Source organism: Nocardia sp. NPDC056564, assembly GCF_042793755.1.
GTDB lineage: Bacteria > Actinomycetota > Actinomycetes > Mycobacteriales > Mycobacteriaceae > Nocardia.
Genome location: NZ_JBHTUR010000021.1, coordinates 109,727 through 133,867, shown reverse-complemented (window position 1 = coordinate 133,867; position 24,141 = coordinate 109,727). Strand labels below are relative to the sequence as shown.

Sequence of the window (24,141 nt, the reverse complement as noted above, 5' to 3'; positions counted from 1 at the left end):
ACCCACATCGACGAAGGCCTGAGGTATTTGCCATGCGCATTGCGTACACGCCGCAGCAGGAGGAGCTACGCGCGGAGCTGCGCGACTACTTCGCGCGACTCATCACCCCCGAGCGCCGGGCTGCGCTCAGCGCGCAGACCGGCGAGTACGGCCAGGGCAACGTCTATCGCGAGGTCGTGCAGGAGATGGGCCGCGACGGCTGGCTGACCCTGGCCTGGCCGAAGGAGTTCGGCGGCCAGGACCGGCCGACGATGGATCAGCTGATCTTCACCGACGAGGCCGCGATCGCCGGCGCGCCGGTGCCGTTCCTGACCATCAACTCGGTCGCGCCGACGATCATGCACTACGGCAGCGAGGAGCAGAAGCGCTTCTTCCTGCCCAAGATCGCGGCCGGCGAGTTGCACTTCGCCATCGGTTACTCCGAGCCCGGCGCGGGCACCGACCTGGCCAGCCTGCGCACCAGCGCGGTGCGCGACGGCGACGACTACGTGATCAACGGTCAGAAGATGTGGACCAGCCTGATCGCGTACGCCGACTACGTCTGGCTCGCGGTGCGCACCGACCCGAACGCCAAGAAGCACAAGGGCATCAGCATGCTCATCGTGCCGACCACGGCCGAGGGATTCTCCTGGACGCCCGTGCACACCATGGCCGGGCCGGACACCAGCGCCACCTACTACCAGGACGTCCGGGTGCCCGCGAGCGCACTCGTCGGCCAGGAGAACGGCGGCTGGTCGCTGATCACCAACCAGCTCAACCACGAGCGCGTCGCGCTCACCTCGGCCGGACCGCTCGGCCTCGCGGTGAGCCAGACCGTCGACTGGGCGCGCAACACCAAGGCGAGCAACGGCTCCCGGGTGATCGACCAGGAATGGGTGCAGCTCAACCTGGCCAGGGTGTACGCCAAGGTCGAGTACCTGAAGCTGCTCAACTGGGAGATCGCCAGCCGGGCCGACGCGGGCGGCGACGCCGCGCCGCGGCCGTGGGACGCCTCCACCTGCAAGGTGTACGGCACCGAACTGGCCACCGAGGCCTATCGGCTGCTCATGGAAGTCCTCGGCCCGCAGGCATATCTGCGCCAGGACTCACACGGCGAAGCGTTGCGTGGCCGGCTCGAGCGGATGCACCGGGCCGCGCTGATCCTCACCTTCGGCGGCGGCACCAACGAGGTGCAGCGCGACATCATCGCCATGACCGCCCTCAAGCAGCCCGCCGCGGCACGCTGAGCCGTGTTCGATGGGCGGCGCTCCCGGGGCCCTGCGTGGCTACGCAGGCAACCCCCTCCGGGCCCGTCGCTCGCACCACCAGAAAGCAGGTAGCAGACATGGATTTCATGCCAACCGAGGCGCAACTCGACCTGGGCCGGTTGACCGGGGAGGTGTGCGGCAAGCTCGTCACCGCCGACCGGCTGCGCGAACTCGACACCGCGACCGAACGATTCGACGAGGCGCTGTGGGGATCACTGGCGGAGACCGGCGTGCTCGCGGCGGCGCTGCCGGAGACCGTCGGCGGCAACGACTTCGGCGTGCTGGAGCAGACCGCGGTGCTGCGTGAGCTCGGCAAGCATCTGGCGGCGGTGCCGTATCTGTGGTCGATCGTGATCGGGGCCGGTGCGCTGGCCCGGTTCGGTGATGCGGCACAACAGGATCAGGCCAGGCAGGCGGGCGCCGGAGAGGTGATCCTGACCGCCGCGCTCAGCGAGGAGCGCAACTGGGAACCCACCCGGCCCGCCACCACCGCCGTCGAGGCGGACGGCGGCTGGCGGCTCACCGGCGCCAAGATCACGGTGCCGTTCGCCGGCCGGGCCGACCGAGTCCTGGTGCCTGCCACGGTGTCCGGTGCTGCCGCGGTGTTCCTCGTCGATCCGTCGGCGGTGACGGTGACCGCGCAGGAGGTGGTCGACCACACGCCGGAGTACGCGATCGAGCTCACCGACGCGCCTGCCGAATTGCTCGGCACCGTAGAGAACGGCGCCGAGATCCTCGACTGGCTGCTCACCCGCGCCTGGCTCGGGCTCAGCGCGCTCCAGCTCGGAACCTTGGAGCGCGCCCTCGAACTGGTCGCCGAATATGCCCGCGAGCGTGAGCAATTCGGCAAGGCGGTGGGCAGCTTCCAGGCCGTGGCGCAGCGTCTGTCCGATGCCTACATCGATGTGCAGGGCCTACGCCTGGCCGTCACCCAGGCGGCCTGGCAGATCTCCGAGGAGCTGCCCAGCGGGGAGGCCGTGCACACCGCCAAGTTCTGGGCGGCCGACGCCGGACATCGGGTGGCGCACACCGTCATCCACATCCACGGTGGCGTCGGCATCGACCGGGATCACATCGTGCACAACTACTTCACCGCGGCCAAGCACAACGAGTTCGCGCTCGGCGGCGGCACCGACCATCTGCGCGCGCTCGGTGCGCTGCTGGCGGCCGGACCGTCCTGATCCGTCACGAACAAGAACGCCCCGCTGGTATCAGCGGGGCGTTTTTGTTGGGCCGACGCGCGCGGCGCATCATCAATTGCGCTGCGGGCAAAGCTCTTTGCGCGCACAACCCGCCGCGCGCCGGCACAGGCCGAATCGGTTGCGGTCGATGAACGAAACCATCCGAGCACGCGCCGGTACCGAATATCGTGCGTGCCCGGGCAACCGCCCGCGGGACACCGACGCGCGCATCGCATATTCCGGAGGACGCTATTCCAGCCGTACGTTCCGCCCTCGCTCGCATCTCGGTCGCCGTGCTCGGCATGCTGGCCGTGGCAGGTGCCGGCCCAGCGGCCGACGCACACCCTGACGCTACGGCCAACGGGCCGGGTACCGAGTCCGCGATACCGACGGCAAGCCTGACCGCGTTGCTCGCGCAAGCGGACGCCCGCGCCGCGAGTGCCGAGGCACGCGGCGCCTCGGCACTCGTGGCGATCGCGTCCGTCAACACCAACGAGCCGGGGACGGAAGCCACCGACACCACCCTGACCCAGGAGGTGAAACCGGCTGCCGCCGAGTACCTCCCGGTCCGCCCGTCGCTGCCGGCGGTAAGCCAGGCCGCGACGGCGGCCGCACGCGCCGCCGCGGCCGCCCTGAAAACCATCGAACGGCTCCCGAACCCGCCGAAGAACCTCCACCTGACCGCGGCGGCGGCAAAACGAGCCGCGGACCAGGCCGCCCTGGCGCCGGCCGACATCACGCTCGCCAATCTCGCCGCGACCGCGGAGAACAAGGCCCTCGCCGCCAGCGCGGCGGAGTTCGGCACCACCGCGACCAAGGTCGAGTGGGTCGCGGGCGGCTAGCCGCCGACCCCACATCGCCTCGACGCGGCGCTGCTCGGCGGGGTGAGCAGGGAAGAACGAGCCGGGCTTCAGCTCGCCGCTACAGGCCGGCCGATCGAGACCGGAGTCAGCGCGGCACGGTCGAAGTCAGGTAGCGTTGAAGGGTTGGCGCGATGTCGGCGACGAGTTCGTCGCGGGTGAACGCGACCACCGGGGGGATGCGCAGGATGTAGCGGCAGAGCGCTATGCCGAGGAGCTGGGTGACGACCAGTCCGCTACGACGGGGAGCGTCGGCGGGGTCGCCGAAGCGCAAGACGGCGGGGAGAACCTGCTGGGCGAAGACGTCGCGGAAGCGTTCGGTGACGGCCTCGTCGGTGATGGACGAGCGCAGCAGGGTCAGCAGAACCGCGTTACCCGGTGGCTCCTCCCAGAGGGCGAGGAAGCGGCGGATCAGTAACTCGCCGACCTCGCCCTCGTCGGCGGCGGCGAGATCGGGCAGGGCGAGATCGATGTCGACCGCGGCGGCGAACAGCCCGTCCTTGCTGCCGAAGTAGCGCATGACCATGGACGGGTCGATGGCCGCGTCCCCCGCGATGGCGCGAATGGTCGCCTTGCCGTATCCCTCGGCGGCGAATCGGGCGCGGGCGGCGTCCAGGATCGCCGCGCGAGTGGCGTCGGAGCGGCGCGCGGGCTGCTGATCAGGCTCGATCGTCATGCCAACGAATGTAGGCCAACAACTGTTGACTTCGCAATGCGGGTAGCGCTACGGTTATGCCAACAGGCGTTGGCCTACAGTTGTTGACCTTCAGGAGTTCCGATGAACACCACCCAGAGCCCGCTCCCGGACACCACTTCCGTGGTGATCGTCGGCGCGGGCCCCGCCGGACTGACCGCCGCGATCACCCTCGCCGACGCCGGAGTCGACTTCGTCCTGCTCGACCGTCTGGCCGAGGGCGCCAACACCTCTCGCGCCGCCGTCGTGCACGCCAGGACCCTCGAGGTACTGCACGAACTCGGCATCGCCGCGGAACTCATCGCCAAAGGCCTTGTGGTGCCGCGATTCACGGTGCACGACGGCGCCCGCACCCTGGCCACCATTCGATTCGACAACCTGCCGACCCGGTACCCGTACACCCTCATGGTGCCGCAGGACATCACCGAGGCGGTCCTGCTCGCCCGGCTGCGCGAGGCGGGCGGCGACGTCCGCCGGCCGTATCAGGTCACCCGGGTCGCCGACGAAAACAACGGCGTCACTGTGGAATACACCGATGCCACCGGCACCGCCGGCACCCTCCGCGCCGACTACGTCATCGGCGCCGACGGTATGCACAGCGTCGTCCGCGCGCAGGCGGGCATCGGATTCACCGGTGCCACCTACCCCGCCTCCTTCGTCCTCGCCGACGTCCGCATGAACTGGCCGATCGCCCGCGACGAAGTGGCACTGCATCTTTCGCCGGAGGGCGTCACCGTCGTCGCTCCCCTGCCCGACGAATCCGAACCGGACCGCTACCGCGTGGTCGCCACCCTCGACGCGGCCCCCGAACACCCCACCCGCGACGACATCCAGGCAATCCTGGACACCCGCGGCCCCGGCGGCGACCTCAAAGTCCGCGAGGTGCTGTGGAGTTCACGCTTCCGCGTCCACCACCGCGTCGCCGATCGCTACCGCGCCGGCCGGATCCTGCTGGCCGGCGACGCCGCCCACGTGCACAGCCCCGCCGGCGGGCAAGGCATGAACACCGGCATCCAAGACGCCGCCACCCTCGGCCCGCTTCTCGCCCGAGTCCTGCACGGCGAACCCGCAACCCTGCTCGACACCTACGAAACCACCAGGCGGCCGATAGCTCTCGACGTAGTCGCCTTCACCGACCGCATGACCCGCATGGCCACCCTCCGCCCCCGCCCCGCCCGTACCCTCCGCAACCTAGCCCTCACCACGCTCACCGGAATTCCCACGCTTCGCACGGCCCTCGCCCGCCGCCTGGCCGAACTCCCCACCCGCTGACCCCACGCGACTATTCACTGAACTACTTCAGAACTTGCCACGGGCGGTGGCCGGAATCGAATGTGCCGAGCTCGCGGCACGCTCGAAAGATGTTATCGGATACCGGCCTTCGCGGCGGTCAAGTCGCCGTCGGTGAAGTCGACCTGGCGGTCGGCGTTGGACAGGGCGGTGACGACACAGGTGCCGAAGGGGCCGGTGCGGTCGAACAGGGTTGCGCTGCCGACGGCTACGCCGTCTGCGCTGAGGTGGCTGTCGGCTTCCACGCCGATTTCGGCGCCGACCGGTGGACGGGCGAGGGCGAGCGTCATGTCGGTATTGATGAAGCCGACGCCGGCGCTGCCCCAGTTGGTCATCAGGCTGGTGGCCTCGCCGATCACCACGGCACCGACGAAGGGTGAGGGCGGTTCGCCCTCCAGCACCGGCATCGGCACCTGCCACATGCGCTTTCGGCTGTCGTTCTGGTGTTCGCCGATCTCGGCGGACCAGCCGTCGGCGTGCGCGTCACTGCCGAAGAGCGGACGCGTGACCTCGGTGGCGACCGGCACGGACGGTGGCCGCGGCAGCTCCGTGCGCGTCCACAACTGCCCCGGTGGCTGGATCGAGCGCTTGAGGAAGACGACGGTCGCCCTGGCGACGTCGACGCCGCCCTGCATCAGCGCGGCGTCCGCCACGCGGATCCGCCGCCCGTCCCTGACCAGTTCCGTCACCACGGTCACCGGTTTGGCCAGGGTGGGCCGAAACAGGTCGACGGTCAGCCGGGCGGGTTGGAAACCAGTCGCGCAATGTTGCCGTTCCAGCGCTCTGGCCATCAGTCCGCAGACCGCGGGCCCGTTGATCATCGTGGGCGACCAGGCACTCGCGGCGAACGGCAACGGCTCGAAGCCGTGCGCGGTCGCCTCGAAGAACCCGTAGCGGACAACCACAGTCGATTTCCCCCTGTTTCCGATGGACCTACTTGCGGCTCGCCTCGGAGTGCTCGTCGGCGGCACGCTGCTCGGTCTGCGCCTTGGCCCAACGATAGTCGGGCTTGCCCGCCGGCGAGCGCTTGATCTCGTCCACGAACCACAGGCTGCGGGGCAGCTTGTAGGGGGCGATCTCCTTGGTGAGGAAGGGGCGCAGATCATCGATGGTGGGGCGGTTCTCGCCACGGCACTGCACCACCGCGCAGACGCGCTGACCCCAGCGTTCGTCGTCGACGCCGACCACGAGGGCGTCGAAGATCTCCGGGTGCGTCTTCAGCGCGCCCTCGACCTCCTCAGGGTAGATCTTCTCGCCGCCGCTGTTGATGCTGACCGAGCCGCGGCCGAGCATGGTGACCGTGCCGTCTTCCTCGACCCTGGCGTAGTCGCCGGGGATGGCGTAGCGAATTCCGTTGTACTCCTTGAACGTTGCGGCCGTCTTCGCCTCGTCCTTGTAGTAGCCGAGCGGAATGTGCCCGCGCCGGGCCAGAATTCCGACCACGCCCGAACCGGGCCGCACCGGATTTCCGTCCTCATCGAGCACCTCGGTGGAGCCGTCGATCTTCACCCGCGGCCCACCGGTGTGGTTGACGCCCTTGGCCACGATCGACAGGCCACCGAATCCGGTCTCCGAGGAGCCGATGGAATCGGAGATCATCCGGTTCGGCAGCAGCTCGAGGAACTGGTCCTTGAGCGCGGGCGAGAACAGCGCCGCGCTGCTGGCCATCACGTACAGGCTCGAAAGATCATAGGGCTGACCGGTTTCCGGATTGCCCTCGATCAGCGCGTCCAGCATCGGCCGGGCCATCGCGTCGCCGGTGATGAAGATCAGATTGATCTTGTGCCGGTCGATGGCCTGCCACACGCCGTGCCCGCTGAACTCGGGCAGCATCACGGCCTTGCCGCCGTCGAACAGGCTGTGGAAGGTCGCCGTCTGCGAACCGCCGTGGATCATCGGCGGAATCGGGAACCGGACCATGCTCGGGTGGTTGGCCGCGCCCACCTTGGACTGCTGCCACTCGTCCTCGATCGGCTCGCCGGTGATGAAGTTGATGCCGCCGCCGAGCACCCGCCACCAGTCCTCGTGCCGCCACATCACCCCCTTCGGCAGGCCGGTGGTGCCGCCGGTGTAGAGCATGAAGATGTCGTCGGGGGAACGCTCACCGAAGTCCCGCTCCCCCGAGGACTGGGCGAGCGCCGCCTCGTATTCGACCGAATCCGCTGCGGTCGGGATCGTCCCGGTCGTATCGTCGTCGACGACGAGAACCGTCTTCAGCAGCGGTGTCTTCGGCCGGACCGCGGCCACCCGATCGCTGTAGCGGCGCTCGTGGATCAGCGCGACCATGTCCGAATTGTCGAAGATATATTGCAACTCGTTCTCGACGTATCGGAAGTTCACGTTGATCATCACCGCGCGCGCCTTGAAGACCGCGACCATGGCCTCGACGGCCTCGATCGTGTTGCGCGAGTAGATGCCTACCTTGTCGCCCGGCTTGACACCGTGTTCGAGCAGGTAGTGAGCCAACTTGTTGGCGCGCTCCTCCAGCTGTGCGTAGGTCACCTCGCGGCCGTCGTCAGCGAGCGCGACGCGGTCGGGCATCAGGTCGATGGAATGTTCGACAAGGTCCGCTATGTTGTAGCTCACAAGGCTAAAAATAGAACGTGTTACTGTTCCTGGCAAGGTGCGAACGTCAGGAGATTCGTCAATGCCACACTGCCTCGTCGAGAAACGCGACCATGTCCTCATCGTGACGATGAATCGCCCCGAGGCGCGCAATGCGCTGTCGGCGGAAATGATGGCGATCATGCGGGATGCCTGGGATCAGGTGGACAGCGATCCGGACATCCGGGTGGCGATCCTGACCGGCGCCGGCGGCGCGTTCTGCGCGGGCGCGGACCTCAAGGCGATGACCACTCAGCACCCCGGCGATTCGTTCGCGGGCGGCGGCTGGGACCTGTCCAAGATCGAGGCGCTGCTCAAGGGCCGCAGGCTGACCAAGCCGCTGATCGCGGCGGTCGAGGGCGCGGCCATCGCGGGCGGCACCGAGATCCTGCAGGGCACCGACATCCGGGTGGCCGGCGAGAGCGCGAAATTCGGTGTGTCCGAGGCGCGCTGGGGCCTGTTCCCGCTCGGCGGGTCAGCGGTGCGGCTGGTCCGCCAGATTCCGTACACCGTGGCCGCCGACATCCTGCTGACCGGCAGGCACGTCACCGCCGCCGAGGCCAAGGAGATCGGGCTGATCGGGCACGTGGTGCCGGACGGCGGCGCGCTGGACAAGGCGCTCGAACTGGCCGCGCTGATCGCCGCGAACGGCCCGCTGGCGGTGCAGGCCATCCTGCGCACCATCCGGGATACCGAGGGCATGCACGAGGAAGAGGCGTTCCAGATCGACGCGAAGCTCGGCACCGCAGTCTTCCGCTCGACCGACGCCAAAGAGGGGCCCAAGGCCTTCGCGGAGAAGCGCAAGCCGACATTCACCGGCAGCTGACAAAGCGACGCCCCCGGCACCTTCCGGTATCGGGGGCGATTCTCCCCACGGGCTCAGCAGCCGGTGTAATCCATCCAGAACGGCTCCCACTGATGGCCGTCCGGATCGAGGAAGCTGCGGCTGTACATGCCGACCTGCTCCTCCTGTGCCCGCTTGTCCGCGTTGATCTCCTCGGTGCCGCCCGCGGCGAGCGCGGCGGTCGCGAGCGCGTCCACCTCCGCGGCGCTGGTCAACGCCAATCCGTAAGTGGCGCCGACCTTCTCGCCGGTGTCGGCGACCTTGCGCCGACAGAAGGTGGTGAAGAACTGGGTGGTCAGCAACATGAGGCAGATGTTGTCGTCGATGACGATGCAGGCCGCGTTGTCGTCGGTGAACTCCTGGTTGACCTTCCAGCCGAGCGCCGCGTAGAAATCCTTCGACCGATTCAGCTCGGCGACGGGTAGGTTGAGAAAAATCATCCGGCTGGTCATGTCTGGGGCACCTTTTCGTAGTCCGCCTGTTTAGTTGCGCATCGATAGAGACGAATCCCGGCTGCCGAACTAATCGCTCGCCCGCCCGATGTGATCGCACACACCGCCGCGGGCCGCTCGATGATCTTGACGGTGCTGGTAGCGGACTTTTGGGTCTCGAATGTGTCGGTGGGCTGTGGCAGGGTGACATCCATGAACGACTTGTCCGGCCAGACCGCCGGCCTCGCTCCCGACGTGCTCGAATCCTTCGAGAAGCACCGCCGGGAATTGTGCGCTTACGCTTACCGCATGCTCGGCTCGTCCTTCGAGGCCGAGGATGCCGTCCAGGAGACCTTCACCCGCGCGTGGAAGTCCTACGACTCGTTCGAGGGCCGCGCGAGCCTGCGCTCCTGGCTGTATCGAATCACCACCAACGTCTGCCTCGACATGCTCGACGGACCGCAGCGCCGCGCCCGGCCGATGGACCTGTCCGGACCCTCCCGGCCGGATTCGCCCCTACCCGCGCCCCAGCCGGACTACGTCTGGATCGAGCCGATCCCGAACGCGCTGGCCTTCGGCGCCGACCCGGCCGACCACGCCTCGGCCAAGGACACCCTGCGCCTGGCGTTCGTCGCGGCCTGTCAGCACCTGCCCGCCACCCAGCGCGCGATCCTGATCATGCGCGAGGTGCTGCGGTTCTCCGCCAACGAGACCGCCGAGGCGCTCACCATGTCCCCCGCGTCGGTGAACAGCGCACTGCAACGCGCCAGGGCCACCATGTCGAAGGTGCAGCCGGCCGCCACCGACACCTACGACGAGTCGAACGAGGACCAGCGCAAGCTGATCGACAACTTCGTCGAGGCGTTCGAGGCCTACGACATGGACGCGCTGACCACGCTGCTGAAAACCGATGTGTCGCTGTCCATGCCGCCACTCGAGTTCTGGGTCTCCGGCCCGGCCGACGTCGCCGCGTTCATGCTCGGCCACGGCAGCGGCTGCCGCGACTCCCGGATGATCCGGCTCGCGGGCGCCAACGGCGAACCGGCCTTCGGCCAGTACAAGCCCAGCGGCGAACCGGGCGTATGGATCCCGTGGTCGGTCATCGTGCTCGAACTGGACGGCAACGCCGTGTCGAACATGTGCTTCTTCCTCGACACGGAGAAGCTGTTCCCCCTCTTCGGCCTGCCCCCGGAGCTGCGCGAACCGGCCTGAAACGCCCCGGCCCGCCCCGAGAGGTTCGGGATCCGCACTGGCCCTCGGGGCGTACCGCGCTCAGGAGGCGGGGACGTACCGCTCGCGCAGTTTGCGCTTGTACAGCTTGCCGTTCGGGTCGCGGGGGAGCTCGGCGAGGTAGTCCACCGACTTGGGCATCTTGTACTTCGCCAATTGCGTTGCGGCGAAGGCCAGGAGCTCGGCGGTGAGTTCGTCGTTGCCCTCGATGCCCTCCGCGGGCTGCACCACGGCCTTCACCTCGGCGCCCCAATCCGGGTGCGGGATGCCGAAGACCGCGACATCGCCGACCTTGGGGTGGGTGATCAGCACGTTCTCGATCTCGGCCGGGTAGATGTTCACGCCGCCGGACAGGATCAGGTCGGAGCGGCGGTCGTGCAGGTAGAGGTAGCCGTCCTCGTCCAGGTGACCGATGTCGCCGACGGTGAACAGGTCGCCGACCCGCGAATCCTCGGTCTTGGCCTTGTCGTGGTGGTACTCGAAACTCGAAGCGCCCATGCGCATGTAGACCAGCCCGGGCTCACCGGCGGGCACCTCGGTGCCGTCCTCCTCGCTGAGCACCTTGATCACCGACCACGGCCAGGCCTTGCCGACCGAGCCGGGCTTGCGCAACCACTCGGTCCCGTTGATCACCGTGCCGCCGCCCTCGGTGGCCGCGTAGTACTCGGTGACCGTCGGCCCCCACCACTCGAGCATCTTCCGCTTGGTCTCCTGCGGGCACGGCGCGGCGCCGTGCACCATGCTGCGCAGCGAGGACACGTCGTATTTGGCGCGCACCTCCTCGGGCAGCGCGAGCAGCCGGTGGAACTGGGTCGGCACCATGTGACTGTGCGTCACCCGGTACTTGTCGATCAGCCGCAGCATCTCCTCGGCGTCCCACCGATCCATCAGAACGAGCTTGTGCCCCAACTGAATCGAGATGGTCGCGAAGTTCAGCACCGCGGTGTGATAGAGCGGAGACCCGCAGATGTGCACGTGGTCGTCGTAGGGCGCCAGCCCGAACAGGCCGAAGAACGCGCCGGTGTGCGGCGGCACCACGTCCGGGTCGGCGCCGGTCAGCGGGCGGCGAACACCCTTGGGCCGCCCCGTGGTTCCGGACGTGTAGAGCATCGGCGCGCCGGTGCTGCGGTCGGATGGGCGCCCGGTGTCCGCGGCGCCGAGCCAGGCCACCGACTTGAAGCCCTCGATCTCGCCGACCGAGAAGCGCGCCGACGCAGGCAGATTCGCCTCGTCGGCGGCGGCCTTCCCGGTGGCGGCGAATCGATCGCTGACCAGGAACGCCTTCGCCTCGCTGTCCTGCAGGATGTAGGCGACCTCCGGACCGGTGAGATGCCAGTTCACCGCGACGATGTACAGCCCGGCCTGGTACGCCGCGAAGTAGGCGGCGATCGCCTCGACGCAGTTGTGCACCATGCTGACCAGCACGTCGCCGGTTTCCAGGCCGAGCCCGCGCAGGCCGGTGGCATAGCGATTGGCGAGGGTGGCCAATTCGCGATATGTCACCTCCCGCCCCGCCGGATCGACCATGGCGATCCGATCGGGTTCGGCTTCGGCGATGTTCCAGAGACCGAGAATTTGTACTGACTCCTGCCCTTGGGGATGGTTAGGAGGCGTAGCCGACGGGGTGGGTGAGGCATTCACCCTATTGAATCTAGAACGTGTTCTACATATCGACAAGGGGTGCGAGCCGACGTAATTGTTCGACATCCGGAGCGGACACCAACATCATGGTGACCCCGGCCGCCGACCAGACGCCGAGTTGCTTGCGGACATGCTCCTCGTCGCCGATGATCGCCGTATCCAGAATCATCTCGTCCGGCACCACGGCGGCGGCCTCGGCCTTCTTGCCCGCCAGGAACAGCCTGCCGATCTCGTCGACCTCGCGCTCGTAACCCATCCGCCGATAGACCTGCGCGTGGAAATTCTGCTCCGGCGCGCCCATGCCGCCGATGTAGAGCGACATGATCCAGCGCATCTTCTCCAGCTCGCTCGCGGCGTCGTCGGTGATCACCACCTGGCAGCTCGCCGCGATCTCGAAGTCCTCGCGCGAGCGGCGCGCCCCGGCCCGGGCGAACCCCTCGTCCAGCCAGTCGTTGTACATGTTCGCCAGCCGCGGCGCGTAGTAGATGGCCAGCCAGCCGTCGGCGATCTCCGCGGTCAGGGCCACGTTCTTCGGTCCCTCCGCACCGAGCCAGATCGGCAAATCCGCACGTAGCGGATGCACGATCGGCTTGAGCGGCTTACCGAGTCCGGTCGATCCCGGCCCGGTGTAGGGCAGCGGATAGTTCGGCCCGTCGTTGGTGACCGGCGCCTCGCGCGCGAGGATGCGCCGGACGATCCCGACGTATTCGCGGGTGCGTTGCAACGGCTTGGCGAACGGCTGCCCGTACCAGCCCTCCACCACCTGCGGCCCGGACACCCCGAGCCCAAGGATCGCCCGGCCGCCGCTGAGATGGTCGAGCGTGAGTGCGTGCATCGCGGTCGCGGCCGGCGTGCGGGCCGACATCTGCACCACGGAGGTACCGAGGCGCACCCGCTCGGTCGACGATCCCCACCAGGTCAGCGGGCCGAACGCGTCCGATCCCCACGATTCCGCGGCGAATACCGCGTCGAACCCGGCATCCTCGGCCGCGACCACCAACTCCCCCGCATTCTGCGGCGGCTGTGCCATCCAGTACCCGAGTTGCAGTCCGAACTTCATGGAACACCCTTTCCGAGCCAACTGCTTGCCAGCAGAATAAGAACCTGTTCTACTCGACATTGTGACTCAGGGGAATACTGCATCCGGCGTAATCGCGGATGAGAGAGGGGCGAAATTGAACACTTCGTCGCGCAGCGACTCCATGAGGGGCGGTGGCCGGGCGGCGGGTGGGCACACCGTGCCCGATGTACTCAGCGCGCCCCTTCGGGTGCGATTCGACTACACCCGGTCCACTGGACCGACGATCGGTAACTTTCTGACCAATCTGCGCGCCCGCAAGCTGGTCGGCGTGCGCGGCTCGGACGGCCGAGTGCTGGTGCCGCCACCGGAATACGATCCGGTGACCGCCGAACCGCTCACCGAGTTCGTCGATGTCGCCGACACCGGCACCGTCGAAACCTGGACCTGGGTGCGCGAGCCGCTGCCCGGCCAGCCGTTCGACCGGCCGTTCGCCTGGGCGTTGATCCGGCTGGACGGCGCGGACACCGCGCTGCTGCACGCGGTCGACGTCGCCGCGCCCAAGGACATCCACACCGGCCTGCGCGTGCGGGTCAAGTGGGCCGCGGAGACCACCGGCAGCATCCACGACATCGCCGCGTTCGTGCCGGGCGAGGAGTCCGAGGCGGCCGGAGCCGTGGCCGAGGGCGAACCGGTCACGGTGATCACCACGCCGGTCGACTTGAGCTACAAGCACACCGCCTCCCCGCAGGAGACCGTCTACCTGCGCGGACTGGCCGAGGGCAAGCTGCTCGGCGGCCGCACCGACGCTGCGGGCAAGGTGTACTTCCCGCCGCGCGGCGCCAACCCGACCGACGGCAGGCCCACCGACCAGGTCGTCGAGCTGCCCGACCGCGGCACGGTCACCACGTTCTGCATCGTGAACGTGCCGTTCCTCGGTCAGCGGATCAAGCCGCCGTACGTCGCCGCCTATGTGCTGCTGGACGGCGCGGACATCCCGGTGTTGCACCTCGTACTCGGTTGCGAGGCAAGCGAAGTGCGGATGGGCATGCGGGTGGAGGCGGTGTGGAAGCCGCGCGAGGAGTGGGGCTTCGGCCTGGAGAACGTGGACCACTTCCGTCCCTCCGGCGAGCCCGACGCCGAGTACGACACCTACAAGCACCACCTCTGAGAGGCGCACGTGACTGACAACGCCACCGACATCGCGGTCGTGGGTTTCGCCCACGCGCCGCACGTGCCGGAGACCTTCGGCACCACCAATGGTGTGGAGATGCTGGTGCCCTGCTTCCAGCAGCTCTACAGCCAGCTCGGCATCACCAAGTCCGACATCGACTTCTGGTGCTCCGGATCCTCCGATTACCTTGCCGGACGCGCCTTTTCGTTCATCTCGGCGATCGACGCGATCGGCGCGGTGCCGCCGATCAACGAGTCGCACGTGGAGATGGACGCGGCCTGGGCGCTGTACGAGGCGTGGGTGAAACTGCGCTCGGGGCAGGCGAGCACCGCGCTGGTGTACGGCTTCGGCAAGTCCTCGGCGGGCACGCTGCGCCAGGTGCTCACCATGCAGCTCGATCCGTATCTGGTGACACCGCTGTGGCCGGACGCGTGGTCCATCGCCGGCCTGCAGGCCAGGGCCGGGCTCGACGCGGGCCGCTGGACCGAACGCGATATGGCTGCGGTGGCCGCGGGTGACGGCGGCGACGTCGAAAGCCTGCTCGGCGCACCCTATGTCGCCGACCCTCTGCGCGCGCACGACGTCGCGCCGATCACCGACGGCGCGGCCGCGATCGTTCTCGCGGTCGGCGATCGAGCCCGCGAGCTCTGCGAGCGCCCGGCCTGGATCACCGGCATGGCGCACCGGGTGGACACCCCGGTGCTCGGCGCGCGTGACCTCACCGTCTCGCCGTCGACCTCGGCTGCGGCGCAGGCGGTTACCGGCGGCGACACCAGCTTCGACATCGCCGAGCTGCATGCGCCGTTCAGTCATCAGCAGCTGATCCTCGCCGAGGCGATCGGCCTGAAGAACGGCACCAGGGTGAACCCGTCGGGCGGCGCGCTCGCCGCGAACCCGATGTTTTCCGCCGGCCTGGAGCGCATCGGTTTCGCCGCGAAGGCCATCATGGCCGGCGACGCGAACCGCGCGCTCGCCCACGCGACCAGCGGGCCCGCGTTGCAGCAAAACCTTGTGACAGTTCTGGATTCGGAGGCGAGCCGATGAGCTTCCCGGCCGCGGTGCTCGGCACCGGACAAACCCATCACGTGACGAAAAGAACCGATGTATCGATGGCGGGCATGTGCCGCGAAGCCATCGATCGCGCGCTCGAAGACTCCGGTCTCACCATCGCCGATATCGATGCGGTCGTGGTCGGCAAGGCGCCGGATCTGTTCGAGGGCGTGATGATGCCCGAGCTGTATCTGGCGGATGCGTTGGGCGCCACCGGCAAGCCGCTGCTGCGCGTGCATACCGCCGGCTCGGTCGGCGGCTCCACCGGTGTGGTCGCCGCCAACCTGGTGCAGGCGGGGGTGCACAAGCGGGTGCTCGCGATCGCCTGGGAGAAGCAGTCGGAGTCGAATGCCATGTGGGCGTTGTCGATTCCGGTGCCGTTCACCATGCCGGTCGGCGCGGGCGCCGGCGGTTACTTCGCCCCGCACGTGCGCTCCTACATCCGGCGCTCCAACGCGCCGAGCCATATCGGCGCGATGGTCGCGGTCAAGGATCGCCGCAACGGCGCGAAGAACCCCCTCGCTCACCTGAAACAACCCGACATCACCCTGGAATCGGTGCTGGCCTCGCAGATGCTGTGGGATCCCATCCGGTTCGACGAGACCTGCCCGTCCTCCGACGGCGCGTGCGCCCTGGTGATCGGCGACGAGGAGGCGGCGACCGCGGTCGAGGCCACCGGCAAGAAGGTCGCGTGGGTGCACGGCACCGCGATGCGCACCGAGCCGACCACCTTCGCCGGCCGCGATCAGGTCAACCCGCAGGCCGGCCAGGACGCCGCCGCCGCGCTTTGGCGGGCGGCCGGAATCACCGACCCGCTCAACGAGATCGACGTGGCCGAGATCTACGTGCCGTTCTCCTGGTTCGAGCCGATGTGGCTGGAGAACCTCGGCTTCGTGCCGCAGGGCGACGGCTGGAAACTCACCGACAAGGGCGAGACCGAGATCGGCGGCATCCTGCCGGTCAACCCGTCCGGCGGCGTGCTCTCCTCCAACCCGATCGGCGCCTCCGGGCTGATCCGCTTCGCCGAGGCGGCCAAGCAGGTCATGGGCCGGGCCGGGGCCTACCAGGTAGAAGGCGCGCGCAAGGCCTTCGGCCACGCCTACGGCGGTGGGTCCCAGTACTTCTCGATGTGGGTAGTCGGGTCGGACAAGCGATGAGCGCGCTGCAGTTCACCCTCGGTATCGCGCTGAGCCCGCTGGAGCAGCTGCCGGAGCTGGCGAAAACCGCTGAGGAGTGCGGTTTCTCGTCGATCGCACTGCCGGACTCGCTGTTCTACATGAAGTCCGCCGCGGCGAAATACCCGTATACCGCCGACGGCAGCCGGTTCTGGGGGCCGGAGACCCCCTGGGTCGATCCTCTGATCGGCGCGACCGCCATGGCCGCGGTGACCAGCCGGATCCGGTTCTACACCAACGTGCTCAAGCTCGGTTCGCGCAATCCCCTGCTGCTGGCCCGTCAGGTCGGCTCGGTGGCCAATCTGTCCGGCAACCGTTTCGGCTTCGGCGTCGGGATCGGCTGGGCCCCGGAGGAATTCGAGTGGTGCGGGGTGCCGTACGCGCGGCGCGGCGCCCGGGTCGACGAGATGATCGAGGTCATCAAGCTGGTCCTCGGCGGCGGCATGGTCGAATTCCACGGCGAGTTCTTCGATTTCGACGAGCTCCAGGTCAGCCCCGCGCCGACCGAGCCGGTGCCGTTCTACATCGGCGGGCACACCGAGGTGGCGCTGCGCCGTGCCGCCCGGGTGGGCGACGGCTGGACCTCGGCGATGATGACCTACGACGAGCTGTGCCGCACCATCGGCAAGCTGGACGCGCTGCGCGCCGAATTCGGCCGTGGCGAGGCGCCGTTCGAGATCCAGGCGGTGTGCATCGACCGGTTCGGCCGCTCCGGCTACCAGGACCTGGCGAATGCGGGCGTCACCGACGCCATCGTGGTCCCCTGGCTGTTCGATGGCATCGGCTTCGACGGCGACCTCGCCGCCAAACAGGACTCGCTGCGCCGATTCGCCGCGGCGAACATCGAAGATCCGATCGTCGCGGAGGTTCCGGCATGACGACCACCGACCATCCGGCCCGGACCGCCGGGCTCGCCTCGCAGGCCGCGGTGCGGGCCAGGGACAAGGACGCGTGGGTCGCGCTGTTCGCCGAGGACGGCATCGTCGAAGATCCCATCGGCCCTTCGGGTTTCGACCCAGAGGGCAAGGGGCACCGGGGCAAGGAGGCGATCGCGGCGTTCTGGGACAAGGCGATCGCGCAGACCGAGCTGATCGAGTTCCGGTTCGGCGACTCGTTCGCCTGCGGGAACGAGATCGCGTTCACCGGCACCATCCGCAGCACGCTCGGCGGCCATCAGATCGACGCGGACGGTGTGTTCACCTACCGCGTCGACGACACCGGCAAAATCGCTGCGCTGCGGGCGTTTTGGGAGGTCGATCGCGCGATGGCCACGGCGAGGAAGATCGGCTGAACACAGACCAACGGGCGAAAGGCCCTCGTGCCGGAAGTGGGGACTGCCGGGACGAGGGCCTTTGTTCTGCTCAGTGCGCGACGGGGCAGGTCTTGAAATCGACCTGGAACTCCTTGATCCCGTTGAGCCAGCCGGAGCGCAGCCGCTTCGGATCACCGATCTTGGTGATGTCGGGCAGGTGATCGGCGATGGCGTTGAAGATCAGGTCGATCTCCAGGCGGGCCAGGTTCGCGCCGACACAGAAGTGCGCGCCGGTGCCGCCGAAGGACACGTGCTGATTGTCCTTGCGCAGGATGTCGAACTGCTCGGGGTTCTCGAACACCTCGTCGTCGAAGTTGGCCGAGCGGTACAGCATCACCAGCCGCTGGCCCTTCTTGATCTGCACCCCACCGAGTTCGGTGTCGGCCAGCGCCGTCCGCTGGAACGAGATGATCGGCGAGGCCCATCGGATGATCTCGTCGACCGCGGTGGCCGGCCGCTCCTTCTTGTACAGCTCCCATTGATCCGGGTTGTCCAGGAAGGCCATCATGCCGTGGGTGATCGCGTTGCGCGTGGTCTCGTTGCCCGCCACCGCGAGCAGGATCACGAAGAAGCCGAACTCCTCCGGGGTCAGCTGATCGCCGTCCACGTCGGCCTCGACCAGCTTGGTGACGATGTCGTCGGCCGGACAGGCCTTCCGATCGGCCGCCATTTGGTAGGCGTAGCCGAGGATTTCGGCCGACGACGCGACCGGATCGACGTCGATGTCCGGGTCGTCGTAGCCGGTCATCTCGTTCGACCAAGTGAAGACCTTCATCCGGTCCTCCTGCGGGATGCCGATCAGCTCGGCGATCGCCTGCAGCGGCAGCTCGCACGCGACCTTGGCGACGAAGTCGCCGGACCCGGATTCGGCTGCGGCCTTGACGATCTCGTGGGCGCGCGCCGAAAGTTCCGCGCGCAGACCGTTGATCGCCCGCGGGGTGAAGCCGCGCGAGATAATCTTGCGCAGCTTGGTGTGTTCCGGGGCGTCCTTGTTGAGCAGGACGAACCGCTGCAATTCGATCTGCTCGCGGGTGATGTCGTCGTTGAACCGCGGAATGGCGGTGTTCTCGAAGGTGGAGAACACGTCGCCGCGCCGCGATACCTCTTTGACGTCGGCGTGCTTGCTCACCACCCAGAAGCCCTCGTCATGGAAGCCACTGACCTCGACCGGCTGCGGATTCCACCAGATCGGGGCGGTCCGGCGCAGCTCGGCGAACTCCTCGACCGGAATCCGTTCGGCGTAAATGTCGGGGTCTGTGACGTCGAATCCGTCCGGCAGATTCGGCCGGACATTCCGAGGGTCTACCACCAGATGTCTCCTTCGACAAACTGAAACACGTTCTATAATCATTGAAGCATAGGCGGCCGGATCAGGAAAGAAACCGGACAGAACCGCCCGAGAGCTACCTGAACTCGTTTCAATTTTTGTACCAAACGAAAGGTTGGACATGGGCACACCCGTCATCGTCGAGGCCGCTCGAACCCCCATCGGCAAGCGCGGCGGCTGGCTGTCCGGCCTGCACGCGGCCGAGCTGCTCGGCCTGGCCCAGCGCGGCCTGCTCGAGCGCGCCCACCTGGATCCGGCACAGGTCGAGCAGGTCATCGGCGGCTGCGTCACCCAGGCGGGCGAGCAGTCCAACAACGTGACCCGGGTCGCCTGGCTGCACGCCGGGCTGCCCTGGCAGGTCGGCGCGACCACCATCGACGCACAGTGCGGCTCGGCGCAGCAGGCCAACCATCTCATCGCCGGGCTCATCGCGACCGGCGCCATCGACATCGGCGTCGCCTGCGGCGTCGAGGCGATGAGCCGAGTTCCGTTGGGCGCCAACGTCGGCGAGCACGCCGGACCGCGCAGGCCGGCTTCCTGGAACATCGACCTGCCCAATCAGTTCGAGGCGGCGGAGCGGATTGCCAAGCGGCGCGGCATCACTCGCGCCGACGTCGACGCGTTCGGCGCGCGCTCGCAGCGGCTGGCCGGGCAGGCCTGGGCCGAGGGCCGGTTCGATCGCGAGGTGCTGACCGTGACCGCGCCGGCCGTGGACAAGGAGGGCAACCCGACCGGCGAGAAGCTGGACGTGTCCCGCGACCAAGGCCTGCGCGAGACGACCGCCGAGGGACTGGCCAAGCTGAAGCCGGTGCTCGAGGGCGGCATCCACACAGCAGGCAGTTCGTCGCAGATCTCCGACGGCGCGGCCGCCGTGCTGCTGATGGACGAAAAGGCCGCGCAGCGAGCCGGATTGCGGCCGCGGGCGCGGATCGTCACCCAGGCGCTCGTCGGTTCGGAGCCGGAGTTCCATCTGGACGGTCCGGTCCAGGCGTGCTCACGCCTGTTGGAGCGATCGGGTATGACCGTCTCCGACATCGATCTGTTCGAAATCAACGAGGCGTTCGCCTCGGTCGCACTGTCCTGGGCCTCGGTGCATCAGCCGGACATGGACCGGGTGAACGTCAACGGCGGCGCGATCGCGCTCGGCCATCCGGTGGGCTCGACCGGATCCCGGCTCATCACAACGGCTTTGCACGAGCTGGAGCGAACCGGCCGCAGCACCGCCATGGTGCTGATGTGTGCCGGTGGCGCATTGGCGACAGGGACCATCATCGAACGGATTTAGGGCCCTCGACCCCCGGAAACCGGATTGTTGAACGTTCATCCCCCAGGCCCGGAAACGTGTCGTACGCCACATGCCAGCCCCGACTTGCAACTAGATGAGACGTCAGCTATCTTTCCGCTATCAGGACCGTGTCGGGGAAGACCTCCGCGACGGGCCAGAACCGGTCCGTACCTCGGCTTCTCGAGAGCCGTTGGGGTGACCCGCAAACGCGACGGTCCCAGTACCTTCGCCGGAGTGGCACCTAGAAGCTTCAAGGAAATCCGGAATCAGGCGTAGGTTTTCAGTTACTGAGCCGCTAATATCAATGATACGTATCCGAGATAACGACTGTTAGTACAGCGAAGGGAATTGGGCGGCTCACAATGGCTGATTTCGCGGCGCGGCTGAACAAGCTGTTCGAAACCGTGCATCCCCCGGGGCGTAAGCCGCACACCAACGCGGAGGTTGCGGCTGCGCTGACTGCCTCCGGACATCCGATCTCGAAACCGTACCTGTCGCAGTTGCGGTCGGGACAACGGACGAACCCGTCCGATGAGACGGTGGCCGCCCTGGCGAAGTTCTTCAAGGTCAAGCCGGACTACTTCTTCAACGACATCTATGCCGCCAAGATCGATCATGATCTGGAGTTGCTGTCCCAGCTGCAGGGCTACGGACTGCGACGGCTGTCGAGTAGAGCGTTCGACCTGTCCGAAGAATCTCAGAACCTACTCACGTCCATGGCGGAGAAGTTGCGGGCAAGTGAAGGCTTGCCCGAAATTCCTCCGGATGGCACCGAATAGGTTCGCTTGCACGTCAAGCACAGTGCGACCCGTCCGGGTCGCACTGTGCTGTGTTATGTGTGCGTCAATGCGAACAGTGGAACGGGGCATGCCCGGAAAAACAGGGGCATGCCCGGTCTGGTTCGCTGACGACGCCCGAACACGCGCAGATGCACACACATTCGACAATTCTCGGACAACAGATTCTTGCGCGCGTGGGTAAACCATCCGTGCGCGCGGAACTCCGCGGGGCCGTCGCCGCAGCCCCGCAGCACAAGATCTCGTAGTACGTACTAGTGCGCCGAATACCCGGCGGAGCGGAACACCGCTAGCTCAATTTCGGACGTGCTCCAGAGATGTCGCGTCATACGCCCGCGCGATGGCCTGGACCCAGCCGCGCGGACTAATCCCCTCCGGCGGAGCAATCCATCGTGCGTCGACCGCCACATCGCCCAACGGGTTTCTCGCCCACTGCGCCACGGTCTCCGCGCGCTCGGCGACCGACCGCGGCGGCGGCGCGACCGCGGCGAGCACCACACCGCCGCCGGACTGCAGGTACAGCGCGTCCATGATCTGCGCCACTTGGTCGGATGCCTTCAACTGAGTCGAGGTGCCGGTCTGGTCGTGCGCGACCACCTCCGGGAAGCGGCCGACCAGAATCCGGTGCAGCAGCCGAATCTGGCGCAGCAGCAGGCGCGCTCGCACCCACAGCTCCACCACGATCCACACCGCGCCGAACGCGACGAGCAGGGCGGCGATCTCCCACACCGGCCACGCCCAGTTCGGCTCGCCCGGCGGGACCGGCGCCGCATCGCCGAACGCGCGCCGGACCTCCAGCACCGCGAGCACCGCGACGACCGCGGACCCTGTGGTGTAGATCGCGATTCCGCGCCCGAGCGTGGTCCAGTCGAGGTTGCGCAGACCGGTGATCACGATGAACACCGCGCCGAACGCGACCACCTCCCAGCCGAAGGTGAACGACCAGGCGATGGCGGCCGCCACGGCGACCAGACCCATGCTGTAGATCACCAGGGCGACCTGACGCAGGTTCTGCCGGGAGACGACCGGCCAGGCGGCCGAGGCGACCACCGAGGTGGCGGTCACGAAGGCGATCCAGGCCGAGACCACGACACCGTCGGACAGCCAGCCCGCGTGCAGGCCGCTGGGACGCAGGTTGTCGATGGCCACCGCGATCTCGGGGACCGCGACGGTGGCGGCCAGTGCGACGGCGGCGACCGCGACCACGATGGCCACCCGCGCCGTCGTCGCCGGCTTGACCAGCACGCGGCCGACTCGGGCGCCTGCCGCCATCCAGACCAGCAGAGCCGTCAACCAGAGGGTCATCCCAGAGCCTCATCGAATCGAAGGACCGAGACGCCTGCGCCTCGACTGTTGAACACGCGGAGCCGGGTCATCAACATCGCGGCGAAGGTCTCGGCCTCCCACTCGGCCAGCTCGTCCGCACCGTCGTCGACGATCTGCTGATGCGCACGCTGGCTCAGCATGTAGGCGATCAGATCGTCGCTGGCCTCGAGGGTCACCTCGGGTGCGGGCGCGCCCTCGTGGTTGAACACGATGTGCCCCAGCTCATGTGCCAGGGTGTGCTCCCTGCTCGGCAGCGACTGGGCGAGCACGATCACGTCGCGATCCGGGTAGAGCCGACGCTGACCGCACACGCCGGGTCCCAATTCCGCACTGGCGATCTCGATTTCGCGCCGCCGCTCGCTGGCGATGGCGAGCACCACCTCGTCGAGCGTGGTGGCGTCCGAGTCCGCGGCCACCGCGCACACGGCATCGACCGCGGCCGCGACCCGGCGGTACGACCGCGAACTGCTCTGCGTCTTGCTCTCACTCATGCCCGCACCTCGCTGGCGCTCGGTTCCGGCATGCGCGAGGCACGCTGCGTCATGATTCGTTCGCTTCGCTCACTCATGCCACACCCCTCACGGCCTCGGGAAGAACATGGCACGGGCGGCGTCGACTCGGGTCTGCGCGGCCGAGGCGCCCTGGAAACTGACTGCGCCGGAACCGGCTCCGGCCAACCCGAGGGCGAGCAGGCCGCCGATCACGGACAGCAGTTTGGGTTTGGGCAGGCCGTCGTTCGCGCTGGTCGGGCGCACGTCGGGGTTGGGCTTGGCGGGGGCCGCCTGCACAGGGGCGGGCGGTGGCGGTGGCGGCGGTGGGGGCACCGCGGCCGGGGCCGCGGCGGGCGCGGGCACGAGTACCGGCAGGGCCGGGATGGCGGGGATCACCGGGGACGGCACCGGCGGGATCGCGATCGGCGGGACCGCGGGCGGAACGGGCGGCGCGGGGATCGGGATCAACAGCAGCAGCAGCGGCGCGGCGGAGCCGACGGCCGCCGAACCCACCGCGGCGGAACCGACTGCGGCAGAACCGGTTCCGGCCGAGCCGACGCCGGCCGAGCCGACGCCCGCCGAGCCCACACCGGCCGAGCCCACCGCCGCCGAGCCGACGCCCGCGGAGCCGACAGCGGCGGAACCTGTTGCGCCGACGCCGATTCCGGCCGAACCGACGGCCGCGGACCCGGTGGCCAGCGCGCCGACCCCGGCCGAACCGGTGATGCCCAGCGCGGCCGAGCCAGAACCGAGGACGAGGCCGAGCCCGGCCGAACCGGAGCCGAGCGTCAGGCCGAGTCCGGCCGAACCGGTGCCGAGGACCGCGCCGAGCCCGGCGGAGCCGGCGGCGCCCGCCGCGGCCGAGCCACCGGCCGCCGCGGAACCACCGGCGGCGGATCCGCCTGCCGCGGCCGAACCGGCGGCGGCGGACCCGGCGGCCGAGCCGGAACCGATCGCGGGATTGGTCGGCACCGCACTGACCTCGGACGGCTGCCCGGGCACCGACAGCGGGTACCAGGGATCCCCGGTGTCATACGGGGGCGGAGCGGGGTCCACAGCGCACCCAGGGCACCGCTCGGCGGGCTGCGCCTGCGCGGCTAACGGCCCGAGTAGCGCAAAGCCGGCCACAGTCCCAGCTACTGCAACCACACGGAACGTGCGACC

23 protein-coding genes are annotated in these 24,141 nt (G+C 68.3%); 13 read left to right on the top strand and 10 right to left on the bottom strand.

From position 1 onward, the window contains the following. Positions 1-32 precede the first annotated feature (32 nt). The 3 genes from ACFQ9K_RS36905 (at position 33) to ACFQ9K_RS36895 (ending at position 3,270) form a co-directional block, all read left to right on the top strand. Positions 33-1,226, top strand: a complete 1,194-nt coding sequence (locus tag ACFQ9K_RS36905) for an acyl-CoA dehydrogenase family protein (protein WP_378714178.1) — start codon at positions 33-35, stop codon at positions 1,224-1,226. A gap of 98 nt (positions 1,227-1,324) precedes the next feature. After that, on the top strand, positions 1,325-2,428 hold the full coding sequence (locus ACFQ9K_RS36900) for an acyl-CoA dehydrogenase family protein (RefSeq protein WP_378714180.1): 1,104 nt from the start codon (positions 1,325-1,327) through the stop codon (positions 2,426-2,428). A gap of 302 nt (positions 2,429-2,730) precedes the next feature. Next, positions 2,731-3,270 carry a hypothetical protein gene (locus ACFQ9K_RS36895; RefSeq protein WP_378984207.1) on the top strand — a complete coding sequence of 180 codons (540 nt, stop codon included), beginning with the start codon at positions 2,731-2,733 and terminating at the stop codon, positions 3,268-3,270. 106 nt (positions 3,271-3,376) lie between these two features. Here ACFQ9K_RS36895 and ACFQ9K_RS36890 read toward each other — a convergent pair whose 3' ends face one another. Continuing rightward, positions 3,377-3,964 carry a TetR family transcriptional regulator gene (locus tag ACFQ9K_RS36890; RefSeq protein WP_378714184.1) on the bottom strand — a complete coding sequence of 196 codons (588 nt, stop codon included), beginning with the start codon at positions 3,962-3,964 and terminating at the stop codon, positions 3,377-3,379. A 102-nt stretch (positions 3,965-4,066) separates the two neighbouring features. Between ACFQ9K_RS36890 and ACFQ9K_RS36885 the strand changes: the two genes are divergently transcribed. Continuing rightward, on the top strand, positions 4,067-5,254 hold the full coding sequence (locus ACFQ9K_RS36885) for an FAD-dependent monooxygenase (RefSeq protein WP_378714185.1): 1,188 nt from the start codon (positions 4,067-4,069) through the stop codon (positions 5,252-5,254). A 92-nt stretch (positions 5,255-5,346) separates the two neighbouring features. Here ACFQ9K_RS36885 and ACFQ9K_RS36880 read toward each other — a convergent pair whose 3' ends face one another. Together ACFQ9K_RS36880 and ACFQ9K_RS36875 are read right to left on the bottom strand one after the other, a co-directional pair. Further along, the gene (locus tag ACFQ9K_RS36880; protein ID WP_378714187.1) at positions 5,347-6,177 is read right to left on the bottom strand and encodes a thioesterase family protein; all 831 of its coding nucleotides are present in this window, start codon (positions 6,175-6,177) and stop codon (positions 5,347-5,349) included. A 28-nt stretch (positions 6,178-6,205) separates the two neighbouring features. Then, entirely contained in the window at positions 6,206-7,858 is a 1,653-nt protein-coding gene (locus ACFQ9K_RS36875) for an acyl-CoA synthetase (protein ID WP_378714189.1), read from the bottom strand. A 61-nt stretch (positions 7,859-7,919) separates the two neighbouring features. Between ACFQ9K_RS36875 and ACFQ9K_RS36870 the strand changes: the two genes are divergently transcribed. Next, the gene (locus ACFQ9K_RS36870; RefSeq protein WP_150403802.1) at positions 7,920-8,702 is read left to right on the top strand and encodes a crotonase/enoyl-CoA hydratase family protein; all 783 of its coding nucleotides are present in this window, start codon (positions 7,920-7,922) and stop codon (positions 8,700-8,702) included. 53 nt (positions 8,703-8,755) lie between these two features. Here ACFQ9K_RS36870 and ACFQ9K_RS36865 read toward each other — a convergent pair whose 3' ends face one another. Further along, the gene (locus ACFQ9K_RS36865; protein ID WP_378714192.1) at positions 8,756-9,172 is read right to left on the bottom strand and encodes a VOC family protein; all 417 of its coding nucleotides are present in this window, start codon (positions 9,170-9,172) and stop codon (positions 8,756-8,758) included. A gap of 192 nt (positions 9,173-9,364) precedes the next feature. On the opposite strand from ACFQ9K_RS36865, the gene ACFQ9K_RS36860 reads away from it, so the two are divergent. Next, the gene (locus ACFQ9K_RS36860; protein ID WP_378714194.1) at positions 9,365-10,363 is read left to right on the top strand and encodes a sigma-70 family RNA polymerase sigma factor; all 999 of its coding nucleotides are present in this window, start codon (positions 9,365-9,367) and stop codon (positions 10,361-10,363) included. Between the two features lie 60 nt (positions 10,364-10,423). Here the strand turns inward: ACFQ9K_RS36860 and ACFQ9K_RS36855 are convergent, their stop codons facing one another. Together ACFQ9K_RS36855 and ACFQ9K_RS36850 are read right to left on the bottom strand one after the other, a co-directional pair. Continuing rightward, positions 10,424-11,956, bottom strand: a complete 1,533-nt coding sequence (locus tag ACFQ9K_RS36855) for an acyl-CoA synthetase (RefSeq protein ID WP_378714208.1) — start codon at positions 11,954-11,956, stop codon at positions 10,424-10,426. An 88-nt stretch (positions 11,957-12,044) separates the two neighbouring features. Then, positions 12,045-13,082 carry an LLM class F420-dependent oxidoreductase gene (locus tag ACFQ9K_RS36850; RefSeq protein ID WP_378714196.1) on the bottom strand — a complete coding sequence of 346 codons (1,038 nt, stop codon included), beginning with the start codon at positions 13,080-13,082 and terminating at the stop codon, positions 12,045-12,047. A gap of 142 nt (positions 13,083-13,224) precedes the next feature. Between ACFQ9K_RS36850 and ACFQ9K_RS36845 the strand changes: the two genes are divergently transcribed. The 5 genes from ACFQ9K_RS36845 to ACFQ9K_RS36825 are packed head-to-tail and all read left to right on the top strand — an operon-like array spanning position 13,225 to position 17,730. Next, positions 13,225-14,211: a Zn-ribbon domain-containing OB-fold protein gene (locus ACFQ9K_RS36845; RefSeq protein WP_378714210.1), complete on the top strand. Its 987-nt coding sequence runs from the start codon at positions 13,225-13,227 to the stop codon at positions 14,209-14,211. A 9-nt stretch (positions 14,212-14,220) separates the two neighbouring features. After that, on the top strand, positions 14,221-15,258 hold the full coding sequence (locus ACFQ9K_RS36840; RefSeq protein WP_378714198.1) for a thiolase domain-containing protein: 1,038 nt from the start codon (positions 14,221-14,223) through the stop codon (positions 15,256-15,258). Then, positions 15,255-16,421: a thiolase domain-containing protein gene (locus ACFQ9K_RS36835; RefSeq protein ID WP_378714200.1), complete on the top strand. Its 1,167-nt coding sequence runs from the start codon at positions 15,255-15,257 to the stop codon at positions 16,419-16,421. Before ACFQ9K_RS36840 ends, ACFQ9K_RS36835 begins: the two co-directional genes overlap by 4 nt. Positions 16,422-16,426: 5 nt before the next feature. After that, complete coding sequence (locus ACFQ9K_RS36830; RefSeq protein ID WP_378714211.1) at positions 16,427-17,317, top strand: TIGR03619 family F420-dependent LLM class oxidoreductase; 891 nt, start codon at positions 16,427-16,429, stop codon at positions 17,315-17,317. Then, positions 17,314-17,730 (top strand): nuclear transport factor 2 family protein, encoded by a 417-nt coding sequence (locus ACFQ9K_RS36825; RefSeq protein ID WP_378714201.1) that lies wholly within the window; start codon positions 17,314-17,316, stop codon positions 17,728-17,730. The genes ACFQ9K_RS36830 and ACFQ9K_RS36825 overlap by 4 nt, the downstream gene beginning before the upstream one ends. Positions 17,731-17,800: 70 nt before the next feature. Here ACFQ9K_RS36825 and ACFQ9K_RS36820 read toward each other — a convergent pair whose 3' ends face one another. Further along, on the bottom strand, positions 17,801-19,102 hold the full coding sequence (locus tag ACFQ9K_RS36820) for a cytochrome P450 (protein WP_378714212.1): 1,302 nt from the start codon (positions 19,100-19,102) through the stop codon (positions 17,801-17,803). Between the two features lie 97 nt (positions 19,103-19,199). Between ACFQ9K_RS36820 and ACFQ9K_RS36815 the strand changes: the two genes are divergently transcribed. Both ACFQ9K_RS36815 and ACFQ9K_RS36810 read left to right on the top strand, forming a co-directional pair. Beyond that, positions 19,200-20,363: a steroid 3-ketoacyl-CoA thiolase gene (locus ACFQ9K_RS36815; protein WP_378714203.1), complete on the top strand. Its 1,164-nt coding sequence runs from the start codon at positions 19,200-19,202 to the stop codon at positions 20,361-20,363. Positions 20,364-20,725: 362 nt separating this feature from the next. Further along, a complete protein-coding gene (locus tag ACFQ9K_RS36810) occupies positions 20,726-21,142 on the top strand; it encodes a helix-turn-helix domain-containing protein (RefSeq protein ID WP_011207048.1) in 417 nt (138 codons plus the stop codon). A 312-nt stretch (positions 21,143-21,454) separates the two neighbouring features. Here ACFQ9K_RS36810 and ACFQ9K_RS36805 read toward each other — a convergent pair whose 3' ends face one another. The 3 genes from ACFQ9K_RS36805 to ACFQ9K_RS36795 all read right to left on the bottom strand — a co-directional run bounded on the left by ACFQ9K_RS36805 (position 21,455) and on the right by ACFQ9K_RS36795 (position 24,033). Next, on the bottom strand, positions 21,455-22,465 hold the full coding sequence (locus ACFQ9K_RS36805; protein WP_378984204.1) for a hypothetical protein: 1,011 nt from the start codon (positions 22,463-22,465) through the stop codon (positions 21,455-21,457). After that, complete coding sequence (locus ACFQ9K_RS36800; RefSeq protein ID WP_150403792.1) at positions 22,462-22,977, bottom strand: ImmA/IrrE family metallo-endopeptidase; 516 nt, start codon at positions 22,975-22,977, stop codon at positions 22,462-22,464. The genes ACFQ9K_RS36805 and ACFQ9K_RS36800 overlap by 4 nt, the downstream gene beginning before the upstream one ends. Positions 22,978-23,064: 87 nt before the next feature. After that, a complete protein-coding gene (locus tag ACFQ9K_RS36795; RefSeq protein WP_378722462.1) occupies positions 23,065-24,033 on the bottom strand; it encodes a hypothetical protein in 969 nt (322 codons plus the stop codon). Between the last annotated feature and the right edge of the window lie 108 nt (positions 24,034-24,141).